Here is a 25,009-nt window from a genome sequence, read left to right as displayed (position 1 = left end):
TTTCTTAAAAGGACCAGATGCGCGGAATCAAGGTAACCGCGGTTATCGCGATGAGGATCGCCAGGGGGATGCCGGACTTGAGGTAATCGCCCGGGGTGTAACCGCCGGGGCCCATGACCATGAGATTGGTTTGGTACCCGATCGGAGTGAGAAAGGCCATCGACGCTCCGATGGCGATGGCCATGATGAATGGCCGCGGGCTCATGTCACTTTGCTGCGCGATGGCCACCGCGATCGGAAGCAGCAGCGCCGCGACCGCCGTGTTGGTGATGGTTTCCGTGAAGACGACCGTCAGCAGATAAATGACCACAAGTAGGATAAAAGGATTGGTACCGACCGTGGTGACCAGGCCTTCGGCGATCATCTGAGCGGCACCACTTTCCCAGAGTGCGTTTCCTAACCCCAACGCTGCCGCGATCGTCACGATCACCTGCATGTCGAGCGCTCCACGGGCTTCCGACGCCGAAAGACATTGGGTCAAGATCATGAGCGCGGCGATGGTCAAGGCAGCGATCGCGGGGCTCCCCCAGCCACCGGCAAATTCAAATCCCGCGAAGACCGACGTCAAGCACAGCCAAAGGATCAATAAGATCATCAGCCCGCCCGAAATCAGGGCTCGATCGTGACGACGTGGTTCGGCATCGTCCACGCTGCTGACCAGGTAAAAGTCACGATTGTTTCGATGTTGGGCAATGAAGTCGGTTCGAGTTTGCAGTAGCAGCGTATCACCTACCTCAAGCTCGATGTTGCCAATCTTGTTCGGCAAACGTTGTCCATTGCGATGCACGGCCACCACCGCCGCGTTGTAGAGTTGGCGGAAATTCGCTTTTCGTACCGTCGTACCGATCAAAGGTGATGAAGGACTCAGGACGACTTCGGTCAGGTGACGTTGAACACGCGACTGGGGATGGAACTCGTACGTGCGATCGGCGGCGGGAATCAGCCCAGGGATCTTCTCGAGGTCGACAATCGTGTTGACCAGTCCGGTGAACACGAGGCGATCTCCGGAACGCACGAAGTCGCGAGGTGTGACGGGCGTGATGATATCGCCGTCGCGGTCGATTTCGATGAGAAACAGGCCGTGCAAGTTACGAAGGCCTGCGGCTTCCACCGTTCGATCGATCAAAGGGCACTCGGGTTGTACCATCATTTCGACGAGGTACTCGCGCTGCTGATCGCCGAGTAATTCCATGATGTCTCGTTTTCCTGGCAGAAAACGTTGCCCAAGAATCAGCATGTACAAACTGCCGACAATCGCGCAAGGAACACCGATCCAACTGATTTCAAAAAAGCCCATCGGTTGAACGTTGGGGAGAATCTTCTTGCGATTAGCGAGTCGCGTTTCCAGTGCAGGGCGATCTTCGGGAGTTGCCGCGGCAAGCTTGGTCTCGAGGTCTTTGATTTCATTTTCAACGATCACGACGCTGTCGCGCAGCTTTTCGTTGACGACCAGTGTCGTGCTGGTGCCGATGAGCGTGCAGACACCGCCGAGGATGGTCAAATAGCTCAAGGGAAGCAGCAGCTTGGAAGGGGACAAGTTACGTTGTCGGCACCAGTCGAGAATGACCGGCATCATCATGGCGACCAGGGCTGTGTTCAACACGAACGCGGCCGAGATAACGATCGGACCAGTCAGCCGGAACAGGGCCGAGCGTTCGTTCGTCGCACGCCCCAGGATTTTTGCCCCAATCCAATCCAACACGCCGGTCTTGCGAAGTCCGGCCGAGACCACCAGCAAAGCGCTGATGGCAATCACCGCCCGGCTGGCAAAGCCGCTGATTGCCGTCTGCGGAGAAATCACTCCAGCAAGCGTGACAAAGCAAAGAGCCAGCAGAAACAACAAATCGACGGGAACACGCCGTGCAAATTGAATCGCGAGAAATACACCCAGGGTCGTTGCAATGGCGATCCAGGGATGTGCGGCTTGCAGGAATTCCATGTCGGCGAGTTGTTGTTCGGACGCTTACCGTCCGTCGAAGGGTTGAAATGAAAGCGAATTGTTATTGTCTGCGGGAACCCATCCGACGGTAGTGGGGATTCTTCACCTTTCTTCGACCAAGGGGCTGGTAGTAGCCCTGTGAAAAAAGGTGCGGAATGTGACGGCACGTGGTTCCTTCAAAGTGCCTGACTTATCCAATGGGCCTAATGGGTTCATTTTGAAGTCGTCGATACCCTAGTTTAGCTAAACAACCCACCAAATACGCGAGGCAAGGATTGCCTGACTTTGCTAATCGCGATGTTTCGAAAATACTCTGGGAGGATACAGAGATGACTTGCCGCATTTTCGCCGCTTTGACGGTGCTCTTGGTATTGGGATTTTGTGTTGGTTTTGAGGCGAAAGCTGACCGTTTCGTTGAAGCAAAGAACGTTGTCAGCGTTCAGTTGACCCCCGAATTTCACCCGGAAGTGGAGTTTCGTATCGCGGAAGCCCTCAAACGCCCACCCATCGAATGGAGCGTGGCGCGAGATCATACGTTCGCTGAAAAATCAGAGCCTATTCAGCAGAAACAAGTTGCGGCGGAAATGATTTCGCAATGGGAATCCCTCCTGGCCAATCCCATCCACGCTGACTTTCAGGATTCGATCAACGCTCATTTACGGTCGATCATCAAATCTGAGTTTGCCGCCCAGAAGCGAGGCGAAACGCTGCAAACATCGCCTGTCGCTTTGACGGACGTAGAATTGGGGATTGAGCAGGAAATCCCCTGGGACGATCTGCCGCAAGTGAATACTGGCGAAGAAGTTATGACCCCAATTGCAATCGAGGAGTCGGAGTTCCCGCTCGATCCCTACGGTTACGACGAATACAACAACTACTTCGAGCCAGAGATCTATGACTGGTTTGTGTTCGTAACCGATGACCTTACCGTCGTTTACGTTTACGAAAATAGCGACGTTTTGCCTAGTAAAATCGATCCTGCCATGCTGGCCGAGCAGAATGCCCAGCCAGTGGTGCCGGAATCGTTTCAAGTCTTTGTACGAGAAAAGTTTCGGTCAATTGCTTCAGGAGAGATCACCCTGCGTGATCTGGTGGTGACTATTCAGCAGCATTGGGCTGCCGTCATGCAACCGATTTCGATTGCTTCTCTTAAGAAAACGGAGCTGTTACCAGTTCACCGCGTCTCGCAACTGCAAGATTTGCTACGATTTTAGTAAGTCAATTACTGAGAATAGTTTATGCTGTATTATGCAAGGGAGTTCATACTCCCTTGCAGCTGTTTCTGACAAAGTAATTTACCCCAATATGGGGATGTCTTCAGGAACGACCCGTTTCATCTATTTTCTCAAAATGTTAATCCAGCTAAACTTAAGCGGATTCGCTGTTTTTTGGTGGCGGTATTTGCAGGCGGGAAATAGAATTAGGATTCAGACTGGGTGGTAATCCTTGCGCCAATCCTATTTCACTAAGGGTTTGGTTAACGCGGAAACTGTTTAGAGCCAGCTGACCTGCGGCCATTTTTGAACAGAGTCGCAAAGAACAACACTTCTCACAATTTCTTTTTTGGAGTTTCGACTATGCCTAAGCGTGAGCACTTCGAGCAGTGTCTCTCGGCATTTTTGGCAATCGGGCTAGCCGTTTTGATGGTGGCTCCCGCCGCGGCGGGCGATGCCACTCGCGTCGCAACCTATCAGCAAGCTGCCGGGCCCCGCTACTTCGCCATGAGTGTTTCTCTGGACGAAAAGCCTGAGGCCAGTCCATCGGAAGTTGTCGTGATGGTGGATACTTCTGCCAGCCAGGCAGGCATTTACCGAACCGATTCGATCGCCGCCGCGAAAGCGATGATGACTTCCCTGCCAACCGATACACGCGTTCAACTGTTCGCTGGCGATATCATGGCGGTCCCAATGACCAGCAGCTTCGTTTCTCCACAGGGTAGCGAAATCTCGGAAGCGTTTGCCAAGCTGGAAAAGCGTACTCCTCTGGGGGCGACGGACATGGCTGCTCTGATCGAGGACGCCGTTTCCGCCTTCACGAAGTCGGCCAAGCTGAACCGCTCGATCGTCTACATCGGCGACGGCAATAGCAAAGCAAATTTCCTTTCGGAAGCCGAGTTCGAGGAAGTCGTCAACTCACTTCGTCGTAACAAGGTGGCGTTTAACTCGTTGGCAATCGGCCCAGAACGTAACATCGAAATTCTGGCGACTTTGGCAAATCATGCCGGCGGCATGGTCGAAGTCGACAATCGTGAAACTCCGTCCGAACTGGCCGGCGTTCGCCTGGCGGCTGCCGCAACGACCCCTGTGATTTGGCCCGCTTCGGCCAAGTTCTCGGCCAATGTGGTCGAATCTTTCCCCAAACAATTCCCGCCACTGCGTGCGGACCGCGATTCGATCGTCGTTGGCGTGCTCGACACCGATGGCGAAGTGAGCGTGCAAGTCAAAGGTAGTGGTGCTTTCGCACGGACCTGGACTGGTAAGCCCGAGGCGACCAACGATGATCAGGCCTATCTGCCGCAATTGATCGAGTTGGCTCGCAAAGATGATGGATTGAACCTGCCAACGGTAGGTTCCGGTGGTCTTCGCGAAACAGCCAGCGTGTTGATGGCTTCCGCGGAACAGTACGCGAAGCTGGGCAGCCAGGCCCTGGCCGCTGGTGACAAAGTTGGTGCGGCACGTCTGGCCAAAGCGGCGATGGAAATTGACCCAGGCCATCCGCGAGCACAAGCCATCGCCAAGGCTGCTGCTAAGTCGGACGAGGAAACGAAAACCAAAGAAAAGGCTCCCGTTGATCGCGGTGCCTCAGCGCGTCGCATTCCGGTTCACTTTGTCGCTTTTCAAAACGACGGATCCGGCGATGCAGCCGCACCTCTGACGATTGGCGAAGACGACGGACAGTTTCTGAACGAAGTTGATCTGAACACGATTCGCAATGCTCGTATCATCGAAGCTGAAGTAACCAACCGTTTGGCTACCGCTCGCGGGCAAATGAGCACTGATCCTGATGGAACTCGCGACGCCCTGAAGCTGCTTCTGGACAACGTTGAGCGTGCTCCCGATCTCAGTGCGGACGTTCGTTCCCGCCTGCGTAATCAGATTATCGCCGCAATTCGCGAGTCGTCAGCCCGAGCGGTGGAAGTGGAAGCTCGCCGTGCGGAAGCTGCCGAACGTGAAGCGATCGCTCGCGAACGCATGGCACTGACCGAGCAACTGCTTCGTGACGAAGAACGTGCTCGCGTGATTATGGAAATGTTTGATGCGTTGATGGACGAGGGACGGTACACCGAAGCGTTGACCAGTGCCCAGGAAGTCCGCGCGATGGATCCTTACAACCAGGCCGCGGTGGCCGGCGTTGAGATTGCTGACATCGTGGGTAACTACCGTTCGATGATGGCTCTGAAGGAGCTTCGTTACCAGCGAATGGTTGATACGCTCTTTGAAGTTGAAAAGTCGCATGTTCCGTTCCCGGACGAGCCGCCAATCGTTTACCCAGATGCGGAGTTCTGGGAAGAGATTTACTACCGCAAGGAAAAGTATGGTTCGGTTGACTTGGCTTCGACAGGAAGTGCGGAACAGAAGATCTTCCAGCAGTTGGAAGCTGAAACCAAGATTCAGTTCATCGACACCCCACTGGAAGAAGTGGTGGGATATCTGAAGCAGCTGCATGGTATCGAAATTCAGATCGATAACCGAGCACTGGAAGACGTCGGTCTTTCCACTGATACGCCAGTGACTCGCAACATCGAAGGTATTTCGCTTCGCTCTGCTCTGCGTCTGATGCTGAAAGAGTTGGACTTGACGTACATCGTTGCTAACGAAGTGCTGATGATTACCACTCCGGAAGAAGCCGAAAGCGAATTGATCACGAAAGTGTATCCAGTGGCTGACCTTGTGCTGCCTGTTTCAGCTCAGATCGGTACCCTTGGTGGCGGTGGTAACGGCGTCGGCGGTGGTATCGGCGGCGGCGGTGGCGGCAACGGCTTCGGCGGTGGCGGCGGCAACAATGGTTTCGGCGGTGGCGGCGGTGGTGTGTTTGCCGTGGCTGATGAAAAAGCCGTTTCCAAAGTCGAAGGAGTGGAAGCCGCGAAAGAGTTAGCTGCTCCGGCCGCTGACGTTTCTGCTAAGCCGGCACAAAGCGAAAAAGAAGCTTTCATCCTGAAGGTCAACGAAGGTGAGACTCGTCTTCAGGCTTGGCAGCGAGCTTTCGATTCGGAAGTCACGATTCCTGCGATTGCTGTCCGAAGTGAAGTTCGCCGAGCGATGGCCTCAAAGCGTTACAGTGACGTTGCTGGGATCATTCAGCTCGCGTTGCGTGATGGTCAGCTTCAACCTTGGATGTACGAAGCCATGGCCCTGGCCATGCAGCTGGACCATGCTCCTAAGCAGGACATCGAACGTGCTCTGATGAGTGCCATCGATTTCTCGAGCGGTCCAAACCACATGCTGGTTGTCGCTTCTTTGATGTCGCGATTGGATCTGGACGCCCGAGCGTTGAAGCTTTATCAAGACGTGGCTCAGATGGAGCCGCTGCGACCAGAGCCTTATTCTTGGGGCTTGGAAGCTGCCAAGCGTCTGGAAGACGAAGAGGCCATTCGTTGGGCTTGCATTGGAATTCTGTCGCAGGAATGGCCCAAAGATCACCTCGATATTCGTCAGGAAGCTTTCAATACTGCCAAAGCTCAGCTCCAGCAGTTGCTTGCCGACAAAAAGAATGACGTCGCTGAGCAGTTCAACGAAAGCATCCGCGAAGCACTTGTTCGCGACGCCATTGTGAAAGTCACCTGGTCTGGTGAATCGGACCTGGACTTGATCGTCGAAGAACCAAGCGGAAGCGTTTGCTCGCAACACAACCCACGAACCATCTCTGGTGGTATCTTCCTGGGTGATGCTGTTTCATCCCTGGCCGATGCTGGTACCGACGGAGCTTACGAAGTCTATGTCGTCCCCAAGGGTTTCAAGGGTGACTACAAGATGCTCGTCCGTAAGGTTTGGGGTGATGTGACCGCTGGCAAGATCACTGTCGACGTGTTCACCAATTACGGCACGGAAGATCAGCGTCACGAGCGACAGCAGTTGGAACTTGGCAAAGACGGAGCACTAGTTACGTTCACCGTTCCGGAAGGTCGTCGAACGGAGAGCCTGACCGAGCAACAAGTTCAGGTCGCCGTGGAAACCCAAGCCGCGATGACTCGCGAACTGGTTGCCGCCAAGTTGAACAGTGCCGCGGAAGATTCGACGACTTCGGAAGAATACGTTTCCGATGTGAACAACGGATCGAACGATTTCGTTCGACGTGTTCGCAATTCGGTCGGTTACCGTCCGGTGATCACCACCCTTCCTGAAGGTACGAACTTCTCCGCATTCGCTGTCGTTTCGGCCGACCGCCGTTATGTGCGATTCAACGGTACGCCGTTGTTCTCGTCGATCGGTGAAGTGATCTCGTATACCTTCCAGGGTACGAACACGGGTGCCATGAATCAGAATACGACTGGCATCAACTAGTTTTGCCGGTTCGCCAAGGGGTGGCGTCCTAAGGGGACGAACCTCTAATTACGAATCAAGCCGGGCAGTGCGTCGAGCGAGAGATCATCGACCTGCCCGGCTTTTATTTTTTCTACGGCGATTGCCCCCAGCACTGCATTGTCAGTGCAAAGGTGCATCGGAGCAATCAGTAACTCTCCGCCGGCTGCCGAGACTTCTTCTTCCAAGGCAACTCGGAACCGTTTATTGGCAGCGACGCCTCCCCCGACGCAGATTCGTTGAATGCCGGTGGACTTCATGGCCTGCATCGTCTTGCCAACCAGGCAATCGACGACGGCCTGTTCAAAGCTTGCGGCGATATCGGCCTTACGCTGCTCGTCGATCTCTAGTGACTTGAAGTCGACGGCACCAGGTCCAGCAATTTCATAACGTACGGCTGTCTTCAAGCCGCTAAAGCTGAAGTCAAGCCGGGAGGTATCATTGAGAAACGGGCGAGGGAATGCATAGGCTTTGGGGTCCCCGTTCAGAGCACACTTCGACAGGGAGGGGCCACCTGGATAGGGTAAGCCAAGCATCGAAGCGACTTTGTCGAAAGACTCACCGGCAGCATCGTCGATAGTGCCCCCCAGCGGCTCGAAATCGAACGGACTCTTGCAGTGGTAGATCGTCGAGTGACCGCCACTGATGATCAGGCCGATGCAGGGGAAGATCGGCTTCTTGAAAGCTACCTGGCACGCATAGATGTGCCCTTGCAGGTGATTGATACCGATCAATGGTTTGCCGAGCAGCCATGCCAAGGTCTTAGCCGCCGTGACACCCACCAAAAGTGAGCCTGCCAGTCCGGGCATGTTGGCGACGGCGACGGCATCGATATCAGCCAACTGGATATCGGCCTTACGGACCGCCTCGTCGATGACGGGAAGGCATCGCTCCAGATGGGCTCTTGCGGCAATTTCGGGAACGACACCGGCAAATCGCTGATGGAGTTCATCCTGCGAAGCGACGACCGAGGACAATACCTCGAGATCTTCGGTAATTACGGCTGCTGCTGTCTCGTCGCATGTCGATTCAATCGTCAGAATTTTCATCGCTTGGGCGTGCGGTTCAGGAAGAAGAAATCTCCGCCTTCAGGTGTTCGAGCCCTTTGCTTAACACCGGATCGATTTCAGAAAGTTTCGGTTGTGGGGCAGGCGGGTGTGGAATGATGGTATCCTGATCCCGCAGTCGACGGTAGGTATGGTAAGCCACTTTCTGCTCGCGGCTCATTTTGACGTCCATGCCGTCATCAGGAGAAACGCCCCACTTGTCGCTTTCGGTGTCCCCTTCGAAGCGGTGGATCTTCTCCCCGCTGGGCCGCTGGTAGCCAGCGGTCGTCAGCTTCAAGGCGCTCTTGCCTTCCTCGAGTTCGATGATGTTCTGAACGCTCCCCTTGCCCCAGCTTCGCTCGCCGACAATCGTCGCTCGGCCGTGATCTTGCAGACAAGCCGACAAAATCTCGCTTGCACTGGCGCTGTAATGGTCAATCAAGATGACCATCGGGAAGTTGGGCAAAGTCCCATCCTTCTCGGCGGTCCATACCCGTTTGGGGGAATTGCGACCTTCGGTGCTGACGATCTTGCCTTCCTCGATAAACATGTCGCAGATCTCAACTGCAGAGGTCAGAAGTCCGCCGGGATTGGAGCGGAGGTCGAGCACGAGCCCCTTCATCCCATCATCTAGCAGCCGCGTGATTGCCTGGTGCAAATCGTCGGCCGTGTGCCGACTGAACGCAGAAACCCGCACGTAGCCGATCTTGTCGGCGTGATCGAACATGTAATCCCAGTTGCCACCTTCCAGGCGTTCGTCACCCAGAACCGTCTCAATCTGGACCATTTCGCGGCGAACCGAAACCTTTTCACTGGTGAAAGTACTCGGGTGATAGACCGTCATCGTGACTTCGGTGCCGATTGGACCTTTCAACCTTTTGATGGCATCGTCGATCGAAAGCCCCTTGGTCTCTTCCCCTTCAATGTGGGTAATGCGATCGCCGGCGATAATTCCAGCCTCGTAGGCAGGAGTTCCGAACAGGGGGCTCGTCACCACCAATTGCCCGTCCCGCGTCGAAACCTGAATGCCAATCCCGCCGAATTCGCTCTCCACGCCGGTCTTGAATCGTTCTAGATCTTCCGGAGCGATGTAATTGGAATAAGGGTCTAATTTGGAGATTACTCCGCGGATGGCGGCTTCCATCAACGCTCGACGGTCGACGTCGTTAACGTAGTTTCGATCAACCTGGTCAAGCGTGTCCGCAAACAGCTGAATCAGCTCGACGTATTCTTCGTCGACATTCGCATAGACGTTTTCGGGATCGGTTGGGTCTTCTGTCTTAGCGACTTCGACAGCGGATGCGAGGTGGGACGTTCCGAGGGCAAGAATCAGAACGAACAAGAAGCGGTAGTTCCACGGCATGGATGACATCCTCACCTGAATGGTTAATGGACTTGCGCGAAAAGGCATGCACCGCGCGCAGCGATGACTTACGAGAAATTATAGAACCCTAGGAAAAATGCGGCAATTGAAAGACTGGGCGGCCAGCGATTAGAAGTCGTACCAGATACCGAAGCCGATTTGCTGCTCAAAATTGTCGTAGAACGAGTTTTGAGTACTGTCACCATTGTGATAATGCAGACCCATACGCAGGGTTCGGCCAGGAATGTCCCCGACCCAGGCCCAACCGGCTTGCACGACGAAGCTTCCGCCGAAGTTCACTTCCTCGCGAAGGTGCGTTCCGATCGCTACGAAAGGTTCGCCCCAGGGGCCGGTTCGCTCATTGGGAGCCCATTCGATACCGAATTGGAATTCCCAAGGGTCAGCGACCTTGTGATAAAAGGCCCAGCCCACTTCGCCGTACACACGAAGCTTCTTCGTAAAATAGTATGAATGCCCGAAGATCAGCAAGTCGTGAGCGTAGTTGAGGCGATCGTAACCAGGGTTCTTCAGAAGGAACTCATCCCCCAGATGCGAACTCAAGTGGTAGTAGCCAAATCGTGAGCGGTGGCGAGGATCGTTGGCATAGCTCCAAGTGAGCTGCGTGCCGGCGCGAAAGTCAGCGGAGCGAACGTCCACGTCTTCCGGAATATCGAGACGCACGTGAGCCGAGCCTTCGACGTCCCATTGGAAACCATCCGAGAGGAACGTCGAATCGCGACCGTACCGCAGAACACCAAAGCGCCCCCCCAGGTTGCCATCGAGCATGGAGTTGTCGTCGGTGATCTTAATGAGTTGTGCCGACAAACGAGATTCCTTTTGTCCAGCTAAATACGACTTGTAGACCATGCCTGCGGGGAGGATGCTCCACTCGTAGGGGGCGTCTTCGTCGTACATCGCGAGGGGACGTTCGTAGACGGAATCGGAATAAGTCGGTTCTACCCACTCAACTTGACTGGGCTGATTGATCATCGTCAGACCCGTTTGAACGACGGGCTGTCCAAGCGGATTGTCGTAGGCGACCGTTTGGATTTGAGGTGGCCGTTCATCTGTGGGAAAATCAAGAATTGGTTCCAGGTGCTGAGATCTTTGTCCTGAGAACATATTCGTTGGGTCAGGCCATCCGAGTCCGTTTTGCGCACGAGCCAATGATGGCAGCGCGACACTGCAAAGAATCAGAATGACGGCAAAACGGACGTTAAATATCATCGCAAGGTGGGGAGTACCTGATAGCATTTTGTTTAATACATCCGCGATAACCATGCTTATCGGCACAATCGGGTACCGAGGATGACGGCGAAGTGTAACGAGGTCAAAGACAGATCCCAAGATCACTTTTTATCAAAATAGTGCATTGGTAAACTAAATTCGGTCACGCGTGTTATTAGACAAGAAACGGTTTCCATGGTTCTCTTAGAGTTCAGTATGTCTCCTCTCAATAAAGGAGATTCTGTGAGCGAATACGTCGCTCGAAGTTTGAAAATCATCGCTGCTAGCGGGCTCGACTACCGCTTGCACGCGATGGGCACCATCATCGAGGGAGAAATCGATCAGGTGCTAGCTGTCATGCAAAAATGTCTGGAGGCCATGGCCCAGGACTGCGATCGCGTGACGTGTACAGCCAAGTTGGACTATCGGCGCGGCTATCAAGGTCGACTCGATTCCAAGGTAAACAGCGTGTTGGAAAAGGTAGACGTTTCCTTGAAGACGATTCAGTCTCCCAGCCAATCGGAATAGGGAACTGCCCAAGTATGGATACGCCTGAAGTAGACGTTGTGGTAGTGGGGGGCGGCATTATCGGTCTTTCGACCGCGTACCAAATCACACGGCGTTTTCCCGATCACCAGGTCATGGTGCTTGAGAAAGAAAAAGTGCTCGCACAGCATCAGTCGGGTCGCAACTCGGGGGTGTTGCATTCAGGCATTTACTATCAGCCAGGTTCGCTCAAGTCGATCAATTGCCGACAGGGGCGATTGGCGATGCAAACCTTCTGCGAGCAGAACGATATTCCTCACGAAATTTGCGGCAAGGTTATTGTCGCCACCGATGAGAGCGAATTGGGACGCCTCAACGATATCTATCAACGGGGCAAAAAGAATGGTATCGATTGTACCAAGCTGAACGCGGATCAATTGCGGGCACTCGAGCCGTACTGCCGGGGAATTGCCGCGATCCAAGTTAAGTCCGCTGGAATTGTCGACTATCGCCGCGTTTGCTTCCGGTTATGCGAACTCATTCTCGAAAACGGCGGAGAGATCCATACCGATACACGACTGCTCGGTGTTTCGAACGTCAACAAGCAGATCGTTCTCGAAACGAACAAGGGATCGTTTCAGACTTCCCTGTTGGTGAACTGTGCGGGTTTGCAGAGCGATCGAGTTGCCCGAATCTGCGGGCACCAACCCGAGGTAAAGATCGTTCCGTTTCGAGGCGAATACTACGAGCTTTCCGAGAAAGCACAGCATCTGTGTCGAAATATTATTTATCCTGTGCCTGACCCTGCGTTTCCTTTCCTTGGCATCCATGTCACGCGAACGATCTTTGGACATGTCGAATGCGGCCCGAACGCGGTCCTGGCGTTCGCTCGCGAAGGGTATCGGAAATGGGATGTCAACTGGCGGGATCTTTGGGACGCCGTCGGGTATCGCGGCTTTCATAAACTCGCGGCAAGGTACTGGAATGTCGGAATCGAAGAGATACGCCGGTCCTACTTTCAATCTGCGTTTCTCGCCTCGCTCCAGCGTCTGATTCCTGCCGTACGAGCTCAGGACTTAATCACGGCCCCGGCGGGTGTCCGAGCGCAAGCCTTACGCAAGGATGGATCGCTGGTCGATGATTTCGTCATACAAAGGGAAGGTAATTTCATTCACGTACTGAATGCCCCGAGCCCAGCTGCGACCGCTTCCCTGAATATCGGATCTTTCATCGCCGAACAGGCTGACGACGTATTGAACGCTTGAGCGTGAACCTCAAGGGGACAAACGGGGACTAATAGGCTGAAAAGAAGGATAGAAACGAAAGACAGAGGAAACGTCATGAATCGTCGTCAGCTAACGCAGTTGGGAGTTCCAGAGTACGCTTTGACCGAAGCGGTGAAAGCCGTATCGAGTGCGGCAACCACGCACGGACTGCGCGGCGCCGACTTGAAGCGGCAGGTCAGAGAAGTTCTCGCTGCCCCCAATGAGTTCGTGGATGATCCGTGTTACGGATTGCTGGCTGCCGCGCTGACGGAAGACCAGACGATCGAACCACTTCATGAAAAGGTCGACTATCGTACCTGGGGTGACGACATCGACGAGATGGCCCATGCGCAAATGCGGGAAGCATGCAAGTTGCCGCATGCGTCGGGGGCTGCGCTCATGCCGGACGCGCACTTGGGATATGGGCTGCCGATCGGTGGTGTGCTGGCCTTGGAAGGAGCGGTTGTGCCTTACGCGGTTGGTGTCGATATCGCATGCCGCATGAAGCTTAGTGTTTTGGATATGAAGCTGGATTCGCTCGATTCCCGCTTCGATGATTACTGCCGCGCGCTGGAAAAGGGCACGCGTTTCGGCGTTGGATCGGTCCACCAGAAGCCTCAGCAGCACGACGTGATGGACGAAGACTGGAACATCACCAAGGTGACGCGTCAGTCGAAGGACAAAGCGTGGCAGCAGTTGGGAACGTCCGGTTCAGGAAATCACTTCGTTGAGTTCGGCATTCTGACGATCGGCGCAGAGGACGCCGCGGGGGATTCGTTCGACGTGCAGCCAGGCAAGTATGTTGCGTTGCTGAGCCATAGTGGAAGCCGTGGCGCTGGAGCAGCCGTTTGCAGCACGTACAGCAACATCGCGCGCACGAAGCTGCCAAAGAAGTACGAGTCGCTGAAGAACCTGGCATGGTTGACGCTGGACAGTGAAGAAGGTCAGGAGTATTGGGAAGCCATGAACCTGATGGGACGCTATGCCGCGGCAAATCATGAAGTGATCCACCGCCTGGTGAGTCAGCTTGTTGGTGCCCAGATCATCGCGGGCGTCGAGAATCACCACAACTTTGCCTGGAAGGAAACGCACGATGGACGTGAAATGATTGTCCACCGTAAAGGCGCGACTCCGGCCGGAGAAGGAGTGCTGGGGGTGATTCCCGGTTCAATGGGAACGCCTGGGTTCGTAGTGCGCGGTAAGGGGGAAGCGAGTAGCTTCGACTCGGCTTCGCACGGCGCGGGACGCTGCATGTCGCGAAAGAAGGCAAACGATACGTTTCGTATTCAGAACACGCGGCAGGAACTGAAGGAAAAAGGCGTACACATCCTGTCCGCTGGTTCGGACGAAGTCCCTGGGGTCTACAAAGACATCCATGAAGTCATGGCGGCGCAGAGCGATCTGGTCGATATCGTGGGACGCTTCGATCCGAAGATTGTCAAAATGTGCGGTGACGGAAGCCGGGCCGAGGACTAGCTCGGCCTAGGGCTTCGTGTCCGACAGGGTACCGCTAGTCGATTTCAGGAATCGGGGCGTCCTTCTCGATTTTTTTCCCTTCCCAAATCGCGATACCATCGGTGTAAGTCAGCACGCGATGCTGGCTATTGGGAGCTGGCATCTTGCTTGTCGCTGGCAGGAATTTACTGAGATCTTCGATCACCGCTGCGTACTTCTTATCGCCAGCGAGGTTGGTCCACTCATTGGGATCCGATCGCATGTCGTACAGTTCCTGCGAGCCATCGGCATATTGAATGAAACGCCAGTTCTCGGTGCGGATGCCATGATTGTCATGATTGTGGGTTGTGATGGCTGGAAACTCGCGTTTCGTCGTGGCATCTTTCAACTGCGGAGTGAGCGAGTGCCCTTCCAGGCCGCCTGGCTGCTTCAAACCGGTCAGGTCACTAAGAGTAGGGTAGATGTCGAGCAGTTCCGCAGGCTGCGTACAACGCTGGCCTTCGGTTATACCAGGGCCGGCGAAGATAAGTGGAACACGCGTACCGTCATCCCACAACGTGTTTTTGCCGGTGATCTCTTTTTCGCCAATGTGCCAACCATGATCGGACCAAAGGACGATGATTGTGTTGTCGGCATAGCCATTTTGTTCGAGCGCCGCGATAACGCGACCGATTTGGGCATCGACAAAGCTGGTGCATGCGAGGTAACTACGAGTCAGGTTTTTCCACTGGTTGTCTTCTTTCAGGAACTTCAAGCGAGGTTCCGGCAATTTCCAGTGCAAGTACCAGCTAAAACGTGGTGTATCCGCGCGGTCGTCAGCGATGATCTCAGGCACTTGGAGTTCGTCTTCGGGAAAAAGGTCGAACCACTCTTGCGTCGCATAACACGGGACGTGAGGCAGGAAGAAACCGACCGACAAGCAAAACGGCTCTTGCGGTTTCTCATTCAATGTCTTGACCGCCCACGATGCGACGTGGTAGTCCCCTTTGTCTTCATCCTTGTGAGGGAAGACGCCCCAGTCGACCAGCGGATGAGCAGCCGGCGTGTTGACGAGCTTTTGTTTCGGTCTCACGCCAACGGAGGCTGGCGGACCTAGGACCTGGAACTCTTTGTCTTTCCCTTTGCGACCATACCCGCCGTGATAAATCTTCCCCGTCGAATAGTTGGTATACCCATTGGCGTGAAAATGCTGAGGCAGTGTGACCAGATCGGCAAGTTCCGGTACATCACGAAACCAGGGAGAGAGACCGTAAATGCCGGTTGACGACGGACGTCGGCCAGTCATCAGGCTCGTTCGCGACGGGTTGCACAAAGGGGCTTGGCAGTGGGCATTCAGAAAGACGGTACCGCGCGATGCGATGCGATCGATATGAGGCGTCTTCGCTTGCGGATGTCCACCCAGACAGCCGATCCAATCGTTCTGATCGTCGATCGAAATAAACAGAATGTTGGGTTTCTTGGCCTCTTCTGCTTGGACTAATGTGGAAGTGGTCAGAATCAAACAGACGTTTAGGACGAGAAAGTTTCGCATGAGGTCGCTCTGGTCGGAGGAGTGATGGGAGAATTTGGGGCGAGAAATTCCCATTCTAAACCATCTGGGACCAGGAATCGAGTAATCAAACCGCACTGCGACTTCGAACGAAAAAAGGCTCGATATTGTTGAATATCGAGCCTTGGATGCAGCGTTTGATCGGGGAACGCTATTGGCCGGCGGCGATCTCTTCGCCTGGTGCATTCAGGATTGGTTCCAGCTCGGCGTAAACCTTATCGAAGACTCCATTCGAGTAAGGCAGAGCCGGGTTTTCAACCCAGGCGGCAGCACGGGCCTGTTGATCAGGAATGTGCAGCATGTTGTAAGGGCGGAAGTAGTAGTAGGTCTTTGGGTAGGCAACATACGGGATGTGCGGAGTCATGTTGCCTGGGGCGTGCCAAGGAGATGGCAAGCAATGGCGAGCGTAGAAACCACCATGGCCGTAACCACATCCGTTACATCCGCCGTGGCATCCACCATGACAACCCAAGTTGCAACCATGTGCTTTTTGGCAACCGCATGAGCTGCATCCGCTGTTGCACGAACTGCAGCCGCTATCGCACGAGGTGTCACAACCGCAGCCGCCGGTTGTGTAGTCTTCGTGAGCGCTGTACGAGCTGCTGATCACGCTCTGATTCATGCTTTGCAACTGGATGGGCTTTGGAGGTGATGGCATCGCTTGTGGAGCGACACTATCCGAAGGAGAGATGTCTTGAAGTAGGGAGAAAGTGCCTTTGTTGGTGACGGTCGCTACCTGGATGGGCTTTCTCACGACCCTTCGGTTGGGCTCATAGCCAACCGGTTTGATCAAGCCACCGCCAGTTTGCTGGCTTAGCTGTGATGCTGGCATGACCCCCAGAATGACGACGACTGGTTCAGTCTGCTCTGCCACCACGGGTTGCTTGAGCTTAACGACGGGGGCAGGTTTGCCACTCTCAGCACCGAGAAGTACGGCAGCGATAACGAATACGGTGGTCATGGGAACTCAACCTTTGTTGGAGGATTGAGGAGTACGGGTTGGTGTCGGGCGCAATCCATTGCGTCGTTGTTACGTTCGGCACTTTCGGACTCATCTCTACGAAATTATCGTCTCGTCCGGTTGAGTTGACCTGTTTTACCCAAGCTAACAGGAAGTGATCGCTATAGGTAATAAATACTGTCTAATACCAACTCCGTAACTTGTATATCTCGCCCTGCTCGGCAGCGGGGACAATTCACGAACAATTCGTCTTAAGGGCAAATACGGCTCAACTATCACAATCGGAATATCCGAAACCATAAGTGATCTGCGTTCCGCCCTAATATCGGGTGGCGGGCGAGAGTGAGCCATTTTTTTGCAGTCTTGCCGATCACGACCGTTCCCAACCAGCGCATGTGGTGGTAGGTATCCCATGAAAAGCTTCTTCCAACTTACCGTTCAGTATGGCGGACGCACGGCGTTCGCTGCGGCCATGGCTGGGGTTTTCTCCCTCATGCCAGCAGTTGCTCAGGCACAAATTGCTGCTGAACTACCCGGCCCACGAGACGAACAACTCATCGAGAAGCCAAATGAATCGGTGTTGATGAAGGAATCAAACCTGATCCAAGAGGTTCTCGAGCCGGAACTAATCTTCCGTGTCGAGCCAACGCGGTCGAAGATTCTGAAAACAAAACTTCCGATGACCCGGGTGGCCATTACCAGCCCAGACATCGTTGAAATCAACGAGTTCAGTACCACGGAAGTGGAAGTCATCGGCTTGAAGGCCGGTGAAACCACGATGACGATCTGGTTCGCGGCTCCGGATGGTACATCAACCGTCCTTCGCTACCTGGTCAAAGTGGCCGCCAACACCGAAGAACAACGCCGTGCGGAAATCGAATACGGTAAGCTTGAAGCTCGCCTCAACGAACTGTTTCCAAACAGCATCGTCCAACTGATTCCGGTCGCCGATAAGCTGATTGTCCGCGGCCAGGCACGCGACGCTCAGGAAGCGGCTCAGATCATCGCTGTTCTCGGCGGTCAATCGATCGACCAGGCTGGCAACCTTACCATGGGAGCGAACCTGGGATCGGCAGCCGTTCTTCCTGGCGCGGAAGACCTGCGAACGACCAGCATTATTGACTTGCTCCAAGTCCCGGGCGAACAGCAGGTGATGCTGAAAGTCCGGATTGCGGAACTACAACGCACCGCTGCCCGAAATCTAGGTTTCGACTTTAGCGTCAGCGGCGACAACTACGACGTGGCCCACATTATTGGTGCCGGAGCCGGCAATCTCACGGCGATTCTCGATGGTGGTGACGTCGAACTGTTCTTACAGGCGACCAGCAGCAACGGGATGGCTAAGATTCTGGCCGAACCCACCCTGGTCACCATCAGTGGCAAGTCGGCAAACTTCATCGCTGGTGGTGAATTCGCTGTGCCGACTGCCGTTGGTGTTGGTGGTATCGGTGCAGTTTCGACAACCTTCCGAGGTTTCGGTACGCAACTCGCATTCACCCCGACCGTTCTCGACAAAGACAAGATTCGTCTGCAGGTGGCACCATCGTTTAGCTCGATCAACTCGAGCAACACGGTTGACGGCATCCCAGGTCTGGATATCCGAGGGGTTACGACTACGGTCGATCTCCGAGAAGGCCAATGGCTTGCCGTGGCAGGTTTGATCCAGGACGAACAAGCAGGCAGCCGAGTTCGTCTGCCTGGTATCGGCGATATTCCTCTGATCGGCGCCGCGTTCGGACGTCAGACGACAACTCGCGAAGAAACGGAATTGGTGGTTCTCGTCAGCCCAGAACTGGTACACCCAATGGAAGTCGAACAGTTGCCTCTGTTCCTGCCAGGTACCGATGTGACCGACCCAACCAATAAAGAGTTCTTCTGGCATCAGCAAATTGAGGGTCGTCCTGGATACGACTACCGCAGTACAGTCTGGCCAGCGATGCGTCACCAGATTCATCACGAAAATCACGAGATCCTGAAGGCTCAGCGACACGCTCGCAAAGCCAGCCGACACTACCACGAGTGCGAAGATTACTACATCTCCGGACCACAAGGTTTTTCCCACTAACTAGGCCCAAAGGTGGTAAAGCCCAGCACCTTTTTCGTTCCCGCGACGAATCCAAATTGAGGATAGCCAAGATGACCCTATTCAATCGAACTGCTGGAGGCCTAACGCTCGCCCTAGTGGCGGCTGGCCTGGTTGGTTGCCAAGGACCAGGTCGTATCGATCCTGCTCCTCCAACCATGCTGGGTGCCTCGGTTGATGAAATGAACCGCACTCAGGAACTTAACGCTGAAGCAGCCAAGTATGTTGTCTATCAACACGAGTTCGAGCCGAGCTTCGTGGATAGCAAAGGCGAGAAAAACGCTTGGAAGCTCAACGACTACGGTGAAGATCACCTGAAGCAGATCGCCGCGAACCTTCTTCGCGGGGACGAACTACCGGTGGTCGTGGAACGAAGCCAGACTTCACCCAAGGCTGGTACCGACTACCAATATCCGATCCACTTTAACGACGAACTCGACGAAAAGCGTCGACGCTGTGTTGTCGCTGCTCTGACCGCCATGGGTGTTGCTGACGCCGAATCGCGTGTCGTTGTCGCTCCGGCCTTCTCCGAAGGTTTGACCAGCGGCGAAGCGGCTGCGGCTTACCAACGTAGCATGTACTACGGCCGCGGCGGTTACGGCGGGGGCGGCTATGGCGGCGGCGGTTTTGGCGGCGGATTTGGTGGTGGCTTCGGCGGCGGCTTCTTCTAAACGAGGAAGCCCCACCAGCGACAATGGACTTTGATTTGCGACTTTTTGAAATGACGAGCCGAATGAACTACCGCGTTGTTCTGCCAATCGTAATGATCGCATCCTGCCTGGCGTTTTGTGGCTGTGCCACCAATCGACCAGGCATGGGGTCCATGTTCGCCACGTCGAAACCGACGGTCGAAAACAATTTCACCCAAGAGATGAGTTTCGCCCGTCTCTCGGAACGCAATGGCGATAATGTCAAAGCCAAAAAGCTTTATCGCCACATTCTGTCGGAAGAGCCGGAAAACCGAATTGCTTTGCATCGTATGGGGGTCATTTCTGGTAAGGAAGGTCAGTACGACGAAGCTGTTAAATACCTGACCCACGCTACCACCGTGGGCGACCCTTCCGCGGAGTTGCTGTCGGACCTGGGTTACGTCTACTATCTGCAGCACAATCAAGATTTGGCTAAAACGACCTTGGAGCGTGCTTTGGCCGAAGACCCAGATTACGAAGCCGCTCGCACCAACCTGGCGATCGTCTACGCCGAACTGGGGCAGTATGACATCGCTTTGAATCATTTCCGCCAGGTATCGAGCGAAGCTGAGGCCCTCTCGAACTTGGCATACATTCAAAGCCAGCGTGGCGATCTGGAACTTGCTCAACGCAATTACAGCCGAGCGCTTGATATCGACAAACGTCTCCGTCCAGCAGCCGAGGCACTCATTCAGATCGCCCAAATGACCGGTGACGTGACCGATCGGCCTAACGTGCGACCTCATGTCGTACCCACCCCAGAGCAACCTAAGCAGGAAATGGTCGCTCAGGCGAACCAGAGCATTCCTGCAGCATCGCAGTTTGTCGCCAAGCCAGCACCTGAATCGGCAACGAACAACCCACTTCGCGCAGCATCGCAATCGGATGTTCAGCAGGTCCAATACAGCAGCACTTCTCAACAAACCAAAGCCACTAGTGGTAATGCGGCGTTGACGATTCCCACGCAAAGCTTGGGAGCAAGCCCCGCGGTATTCCAGATCTCGGACGAGCCGGCTTCATCAAGCGTTCAACAGCCGCCACGAGCATCGACGCAAATCGGAGCAATGCAGTCGGCATCCGCTCAAAGCTTTAATCAGCAGATCATGAACGCTCTGCAAGCGGCGTCGACGAAGTAGTCTTTAGTTGCCAGCGGGCGGAAAGACGCTGGTCGTGCGATCTGGATCCGCTGAAACGGAAGACTGAGTCGCCGATTGATTCAATGCCCCGCCTGGTGCGGTCTCACGCATCGAAAAGTTCCGAATCTCCATAACCGCCGGTCCCAGCAATAGAACGTAGATTGGCGGTGCCAGGAAGAAGATCACGGGGAATAGCAGTTTGATCGACGTGCGATTCCCTTCTTCTTCGGCTCGTTGACGGCGTGTTTCGCGGATGCTGTCGGCAAACTCGTGGAAAGCATTGGCTACGTTTCCGCCCAGGCGTTCGGCATGATGAATCATGGTCGAAAGGGCCGTCACGTCAGGGTCATCGACACGTTTGGCAAACTCTTTAAGGGCATAGTCGAGGGATCGAGCTGACGCCTGACCTTCCAGGATGGTCAGCTCACAAGCAAGGTCGTTGTGCGAGCTGCGCAGTTCGCGGCTGACATGGGCAATGGCTCGCTGGAGCGGCATGCCGGCCGAGACGGTCATCGTCACCATGTCCAACCCGTCGGGAAGTCCATAGCGAATGCGCTGCACGCGGGCAGAAGCGGACGACGACAAGATGATACGCGGAAGCCCCCAGATCAATACCAGGACGATCCCACCCACGATGAAGTAAAACTGCTGAGCTTCCGGGCCATCGTTAATGGTCATGACCAATGCCACGGCCACGAAGATCAGCCAGGAGAAGACGGCCGCATTACGCAGTGCCAGGTAATCTTCTGCCGCGTACTTGCCGTAGTGGCCTGCCTTGACCAGTTCCGCTTGCAGCTTGTCGCGGCTTTCGTTAGCGATCGGAATCATATAGGCGAAAAGCTTGGTGAAGATACCCAGCGACTGGCCACTGGAAGCTTCCAGGTAATCTTGTGCCCGATTACGCCCCAGCCAAAGCATAAGGCTGCCTACCAGAAATAGCAGAATGCTAATTCCGAGAAAGGCTCCGACAACTTCTAAGCTTAACGCCATGCGAGAACTCTTCGATTAATAACGGCTACGTAACATGCGGCTGACAATCAACAGGCCAATTACCTGAGAAAAGGCAGCAGCGATCAGTACGAGTCGGCCTGTCGGATCGTTCCACAGCGAACTGCTATACTCTGGCTGAACGAAGAACAGGTACAAAAACAGGATCGGACCCAAGCACGAAATGATGAGTGCCGTAATGCGACCGGCACCGGTAACGCTTTTGAGTTGACGCTGGTAGCTCATCCGATCACGAATCACGCCGGCCAGGCGTTCCAAGGTCTTAGGCAGGTTACCACCAGCTTCTCGGTGAACACTCAGGGCCGAGGCGAAAATGCGAACGTCCATCGTGGGAACGCGGTAGGCGAAGCTTTTCATGGCCGCCGAGAGCGAAAGCCCCATCTCCAGATGCTTGGCAATTCGGCGGAACTCGCCGGCAACCGGGTCATTCACCGAGCCACCGATCATCACCAAGGCCTGGTCCAGGCTCTCCCCCGCGCGAACCGCACGGGCCAACAGGTCCAAGGCCGAGGGAAACTGTTCTTCAAACTGCTTCATCACACGTTTGTAGTTGATCGACAGGATGATGAAGCAGACAAGGATTCCGAAAAAGCCGGCGACGACGCTATATAGAATGTCTTCCGTCAAGACAAACACGGCCATGCCGGCGGTGATGCCGATCAGAATAAACAGCATTGCCGCCATGCTGATGCTCATGTTCATGCCGGTCATGTAGATGGCACGTTCCAACCAGACGTCAAATCGGCTGACGGCGGTCGCGTCGGCTTCTTCGATCCGAGCAGGCAATTTCTTCAGGATTGGAGACGCCATCAAGCGAGAGTCGCGCGATACGAACAAATCGCGGACACCCATCAGCAACGCCCCGATTGCGGCGGCCATTCCACCGAACACTAAGATCGGCAGTGAATTGGCATTCAGTGCTAGGGCTAGTTGATCCACGAGCAGAACTCTCTCTGGTGCGATGTTTTAGGTGGTGGCCTGGAAGATACTGGTGTCGATGCTGACGCCCGATTCCAGGAACCGATTAACACACTGCGGTTGGTAGCCGGTGGAGACGAATCGGCCGGTTGCCTTGCCGTCGGCATCGAGCCCTTGATGCTCGAAGCGGAAAATATCGTTCAGCTGGTATTCGCCCCCCTCGGTACCGGCGATCTCGGCGATTCGCATCACCTTACGCACGCCACCTTTGAGACGTGCCACGTGAACGATGATGCGGATGCCGCTGGCCACATAACGGCGAATGACGCTCACCGGTAGCTCGAAGCCGGCCATCGCGACCATCATTTCCAGTCGGTGCAGTGCATCAACGGCATCGTTGGCGTGAATCGTGGTCAGCGAGCCTTCGTGACCGGTGTTCATCGCTTGCAGCATATCCAGGGCTTCGCCCCCGCGAACTTCGCCCACCAGGATACGGTCGGGTCGCATACGCAAGCTGTTGCGGACCAGATCACGTGGGGTGACGGCCCCTTGGCCTTCTGAGTTCGCCGGACGTGTTTCCATGCCAACCACATGAGCGTGCTGCAGCAGAAGTTCGGCCGAGTCTTCAATGGTCACAATGCGTTCGTCGTCGGGGATCGACTTGCTCAGAGCGTTGAGCATGGTCGTCTTACCGGCACCTGTACCGCCAGAGATCATGAAACTGACGCGACCTTGCACGGCGGCCTGCAGGAAGTCGACCATCGGTTGATTGATCGTTTCGTTTTCCAGCAGCTTCTCGAGACGCAGGTGCTCGACACCAAACCGGCGAATCGAAAGCTTCGGGCCGTTCAGGGCCAGTGGCGGAACGACCGCGTTGATACGCGAACCGTCGGGAAGTCGGGCGTCGACCATCGGACTGACTTCATCGATCCGGCGACCGACGCGAGCCACCACGCGCTGGATGATCCGGATCAGGTGGGCATCGTCAGCAAACACGATGTCCGTTTTTTCCAGCCGCCCCAAGCGTTCCAGGTAAACTTCGTGAGCGTTGTTGACCAAAATATCGCTGATCGTCGGATCGTCCATCAGCGGTTCCAGCGGGCCCAGCCCAAAGACTTCGGCTTGCAACTCTTCCAGAAGTCGCTCGTGTAAGCTCGGGTCTATTTTCGGGCGGTAGTCGCGAATGACTTCCTTGGACAGGTTCTCGACGTTGGACCGCATCCGGTCGTCGTCGATTCGCGCGACCAGCGACAGGTCTAACGATTCGACCAACTGTTCGTGGATGTCCGACTTCAGACGCTGAAAATCGATCTCGCTAAGAGGCGTTTCCGACTTGGGCTGCGAAGAGGTAAATCGAATCATGGCCGGGCCAGTTGGGAAAAAAGGAAGATCAGGCCGCAAGCCTTATCGGCTTGCGGCATCATCAGTGCAGTCGCGGTTACTTGACGGCGTCTGCATTTGCGGGCGGATCGGCCTTGGCCTGCTTGTTCAGGTTTTGCTTGGCCAGCTTTTCAGGGTCGAAGTTCGCTCGGAAGCGTTCACGGAATTCGACCTGCGAGATCGAGTGGCCGCGGTAAACTTCAATGCGTTCCCGTGCGACCGGACGGTTCAGCAACTGATCCATGGTCATCCCAGCGAACTGGGCATTGGCGTCGACATCGTCTGGATGACGTAAGGCCAAAGCCATGGTGCCGCGGTTTTCAACGACTCGCAGAGCGACTGCTTGATCGGGCGTGACCGAGAGGGTGACCGAGGTCTGTTGGCGTGCTTCACGCTGCCCACGGATGTTACGCATTTCGGTGGTGGTGCTGTTGACGGCCAGAACCTTCACGCCTTCCAGCAGGCTGACGGTCATCTCCGGCAGGTCTTCTTTGTCGTCCTCTTCGCTACGGAACAGGACGTCGACCCAGGTACCTGGCGTGGCAAACATGTCAACCGCTTCATCCGCGGCGACTTTAATAGTCACGGCACGCATGCCAGGATCGAGACGCTCGACGATGCTGGGCCCCGTTCCTTCCGGGTAAAACACCGGCGTGTCGAACGAAGACCCCTTGGGCAGATCGACCCGCAAGGTTCGGCCAATGATGTCCGAGGTGCGGGGCATGTACGAGGCCGGCAGACCCTCGTCTCGAAACTGCTGGGCGGTCAACTTGTGAATGACGATATCGCCCATCGTGATGACTCGACCGGCCGTCAGGTCCATGCTGGCCCGCGGAACGGTGTAAAGCTGCGGTGCGTCTGCCGCGGCGACTGGTTGGGGCTTTTGCATGTTCTTTTGGACGATGTACGCTCCCAGCAGTCCAAACATGACTGCCACAACGCCCAAAAGGAGTGTTCCCGGACTTACCCTCATTGCTCGTCTACT

General features: G+C 55.1%; 18 protein-coding genes. 8 read left to right on the top strand and 10 right to left on the bottom strand.

Annotated elements, in window-relative coordinates; all coding sequences use genetic code 11:
• Positions 1–4: 4 nt before the first annotated feature.
• On the bottom strand, positions 5–1,939 hold the full coding sequence (locus Pan97_RS17575; protein WP_144974793.1) for an SLC13 family permease: 1,935 nt from the start codon (positions 1,937–1,939) through the stop codon (positions 5–7).
• Positions 1,940–2,268: 329 nt separating this feature from the next.
• Between Pan97_RS17575 and Pan97_RS17570 the strand changes: the two genes are divergently transcribed.
• Positions 2,269–3,153, top strand: coding sequence for a hypothetical protein (locus Pan97_RS17570; RefSeq protein ID WP_144974791.1), 885 nt, complete (start codon positions 2,269–2,271; stop codon positions 3,151–3,153).
• Between the two features lie 363 nt (positions 3,154–3,516).
• On the top strand, positions 3,517–7,440 hold the full coding sequence (locus tag Pan97_RS17565; protein ID WP_144974789.1) for a vWA domain-containing protein: 3,924 nt from the start codon (positions 3,517–3,519) through the stop codon (positions 7,438–7,440).
• A 44-nt stretch (positions 7,441–7,484) separates the two neighbouring features.
• On the opposite strand, the gene tsaD is transcribed toward Pan97_RS17565, so the two are convergent.
• From tsaD to Pan97_RS17550, 3 genes are all read right to left on the bottom strand, one after another.
• Positions 7,485–8,507 (bottom strand): tRNA (adenosine(37)-N6)-threonylcarbamoyltransferase complex transferase subunit TsaD, encoded by a 1,023-nt coding sequence (gene tsaD / locus Pan97_RS17560; RefSeq protein ID WP_144974787.1) that lies wholly within the window; start codon positions 8,505–8,507, stop codon positions 7,485–7,487.
• Positions 8,508–8,523: 16 nt separating this feature from the next.
• Complete coding sequence (locus Pan97_RS17555) at positions 8,524–9,867, bottom strand: S41 family peptidase (RefSeq protein ID WP_165698826.1); 1,344 nt, start codon at positions 9,865–9,867, stop codon at positions 8,524–8,526.
• A gap of 129 nt (positions 9,868–9,996) precedes the next feature.
• Positions 9,997–10,989 carry a DUF1207 domain-containing protein gene (locus tag Pan97_RS17550; RefSeq protein ID WP_144974782.1) on the bottom strand — a complete coding sequence of 331 codons (993 nt, stop codon included), beginning with the start codon at positions 10,987–10,989 and terminating at the stop codon, positions 9,997–9,999.
• A gap of 300 nt (positions 10,990–11,289) precedes the next feature.
• On the opposite strand from Pan97_RS17550, the gene Pan97_RS17545 reads away from it, so the two are divergent.
• From Pan97_RS17545 to Pan97_RS17535, 3 genes are all read left to right on the top strand, one after another.
• On the top strand, positions 11,290–11,622 hold the full coding sequence (locus tag Pan97_RS17545) for an MTH1187 family thiamine-binding protein (RefSeq protein ID WP_144974780.1): 333 nt from the start codon (positions 11,290–11,292) through the stop codon (positions 11,620–11,622).
• Between the two features lie 14 nt (positions 11,623–11,636).
• Positions 11,637–12,845 carry an L-2-hydroxyglutarate oxidase gene (lhgO, locus tag Pan97_RS17540; protein ID WP_144974778.1) on the top strand — a complete coding sequence of 403 codons (1,209 nt, stop codon included), beginning with the start codon at positions 11,637–11,639 and terminating at the stop codon, positions 12,843–12,845.
• 75 nt (positions 12,846–12,920) lie between these two features.
• Positions 12,921–14,321 carry an RtcB family protein gene (locus Pan97_RS17535; RefSeq protein WP_144974776.1) on the top strand — a complete coding sequence of 467 codons (1,401 nt, stop codon included), beginning with the start codon at positions 12,921–12,923 and terminating at the stop codon, positions 14,319–14,321.
• Positions 14,322–14,355: 34 nt separating this feature from the next.
• Here Pan97_RS17535 and Pan97_RS17530 read toward each other — a convergent pair whose 3' ends face one another.
• Entirely contained in the window at positions 14,356–15,831 is a 1,476-nt protein-coding gene (locus Pan97_RS17530) for a sulfatase (protein ID WP_144974774.1), read from the bottom strand.
• Between the two features lie 169 nt (positions 15,832–16,000).
• A complete protein-coding gene (locus Pan97_RS17525) occupies positions 16,001–16,810 on the bottom strand; it encodes a hypothetical protein (protein ID WP_144974772.1) in 810 nt (269 codons plus the stop codon).
• A gap of 412 nt (positions 16,811–17,222) precedes the next feature.
• On the opposite strand from Pan97_RS17525, the gene Pan97_RS17520 reads away from it, so the two are divergent.
• The 3 genes from Pan97_RS17520 (at position 17,223) to Pan97_RS17510 (ending at position 20,718) form a co-directional block, all read left to right on the top strand.
• Positions 17,223–18,875 carry a type II and III secretion system protein family protein gene (locus tag Pan97_RS17520; protein ID WP_144974770.1) on the top strand — a complete coding sequence of 551 codons (1,653 nt, stop codon included), beginning with the start codon at positions 17,223–17,225 and terminating at the stop codon, positions 18,873–18,875.
• A gap of 71 nt (positions 18,876–18,946) precedes the next feature.
• Positions 18,947–19,564 (top strand): hypothetical protein, encoded by a 618-nt coding sequence (locus Pan97_RS17515; RefSeq protein WP_144974768.1) that lies wholly within the window; start codon positions 18,947–18,949, stop codon positions 19,562–19,564.
• A 152-nt stretch (positions 19,565–19,716) separates the two neighbouring features.
• Entirely contained in the window at positions 19,717–20,718 is a 1,002-nt protein-coding gene (locus tag Pan97_RS17510; RefSeq protein ID WP_165698825.1) for a tetratricopeptide repeat protein, read from the top strand.
• A 3-nt stretch (positions 20,719–20,721) separates the two neighbouring features.
• On the opposite strand, the gene Pan97_RS17505 is transcribed toward Pan97_RS17510, so the two are convergent.
• The 4 genes from Pan97_RS17505 to cpaB form a co-directional block, all read right to left on the bottom strand.
• Positions 20,722–21,708, bottom strand: coding sequence for a type II secretion system F family protein (locus tag Pan97_RS17505; RefSeq protein WP_144974764.1), 987 nt, complete (start codon positions 21,706–21,708; stop codon positions 20,722–20,724).
• A 15-nt stretch (positions 21,709–21,723) separates the two neighbouring features.
• Positions 21,724–22,665, bottom strand: coding sequence for a type II secretion system F family protein (locus Pan97_RS17500; protein WP_144974762.1), 942 nt, complete (start codon positions 22,663–22,665; stop codon positions 21,724–21,726).
• A 27-nt stretch (positions 22,666–22,692) separates the two neighbouring features.
• Positions 22,693–24,006, bottom strand: a complete 1,314-nt coding sequence (locus tag Pan97_RS17495) for a CpaF family protein (protein ID WP_144974755.1) — start codon at positions 24,004–24,006, stop codon at positions 22,693–22,695.
• A gap of 76 nt (positions 24,007–24,082) precedes the next feature.
• Positions 24,083–24,997: a Flp pilus assembly protein CpaB gene (gene cpaB / locus Pan97_RS17490; protein ID WP_144974753.1), complete on the bottom strand. Its 915-nt coding sequence runs from the start codon at positions 24,995–24,997 to the stop codon at positions 24,083–24,085.
• Positions 24,998–25,009: the final 12 nt, after the last annotated feature.

It is taken from the genome of Bremerella volcania (genome assembly GCF_007748115.1).
GTDB lineage: Bacteria > Planctomycetota > Planctomycetia > Pirellulales > Pirellulaceae > Bremerella > Bremerella volcania.
This window is presented reverse-complemented; position numbering and strand designations above follow the sequence as displayed.

Coding starts and splice junctions, on each gene's coding strand:
- Pan97_RS17565 (WP_144974789.1), top strand. CDS start 3,517: ATGCCTAAGCGTGAGCACTTCGAGCAGTGTCTCTCGGCATTTTTGGCA.
- Pan97_RS17495 (WP_144974755.1), bottom strand. CDS start 24,006: ATGATTCGATTTACCTCTTCGCAGCCCAAGTCGGAAACGCCTCTTAGC.
- Pan97_RS17505 (WP_144974764.1), bottom strand. CDS start 21,708: ATGGCGTTAAGCTTAGAAGTTGTCGGAGCCTTTCTCGGAATTAGCATT.
- Pan97_RS17510 (WP_165698825.1), top strand. CDS start 19,717: ATGTTCGCCACGTCGAAACCGACGGTCGAAAACAATTTCACCCAAGAG.
- Pan97_RS17550 (WP_144974782.1), bottom strand. CDS start 10,989: ATGTTCTCAGGACAAAGATCTCAGCACCTGGAACCAATTCTTGATTTT.
- Pan97_RS17555 (WP_165698826.1), bottom strand. CDS start 9,867: ATGCCGTGGAACTACCGCTTCTTGTTCGTTCTGATTCTTGCCCTCGGA.
- lhgO (WP_144974778.1), top strand. CDS start 11,637: ATGGATACGCCTGAAGTAGACGTTGTGGTAGTGGGGGGCGGCATTATC.
- Pan97_RS17530 (WP_144974774.1), bottom strand. CDS start 15,831: ATGCGAAACTTTCTCGTCCTAAACGTCTGTTTGATTCTGACCACTTCC.
- Pan97_RS17575 (WP_144974793.1), bottom strand. CDS start 1,939: ATGGAATTCCTGCAAGCCGCACATCCCTGGATCGCCATTGCAACGACC.
- Pan97_RS17570 (WP_144974791.1), top strand. CDS start 2,269: ATGACTTGCCGCATTTTCGCCGCTTTGACGGTGCTCTTGGTATTGGGA.
- Pan97_RS17515 (WP_144974768.1), top strand. CDS start 18,947: ATGACCCTATTCAATCGAACTGCTGGAGGCCTAACGCTCGCCCTAGTG.
- Pan97_RS17545 (WP_144974780.1), top strand. CDS start 11,290: ATGGTTCTCTTAGAGTTCAGTATGTCTCCTCTCAATAAAGGAGATTCT.
- Pan97_RS17520 (WP_144974770.1), top strand. CDS start 17,223: ATGAAAAGCTTCTTCCAACTTACCGTTCAGTATGGCGGACGCACGGCG.
- Pan97_RS17535 (WP_144974776.1), top strand. CDS start 12,921: ATGAATCGTCGTCAGCTAACGCAGTTGGGAGTTCCAGAGTACGCTTTG.
- Pan97_RS17525 (WP_144974772.1), bottom strand. CDS start 16,810: ATGACCACCGTATTCGTTATCGCTGCCGTACTTCTCGGTGCTGAGAGT.
- cpaB (WP_144974753.1), bottom strand. CDS start 24,997: ATGAGGGTAAGTCCGGGAACACTCCTTTTGGGCGTTGTGGCAGTCATG.
- tsaD (WP_144974787.1), bottom strand. CDS start 8,507: ATGAAAATTCTGACGATTGAATCGACATGCGACGAGACAGCAGCAGCC.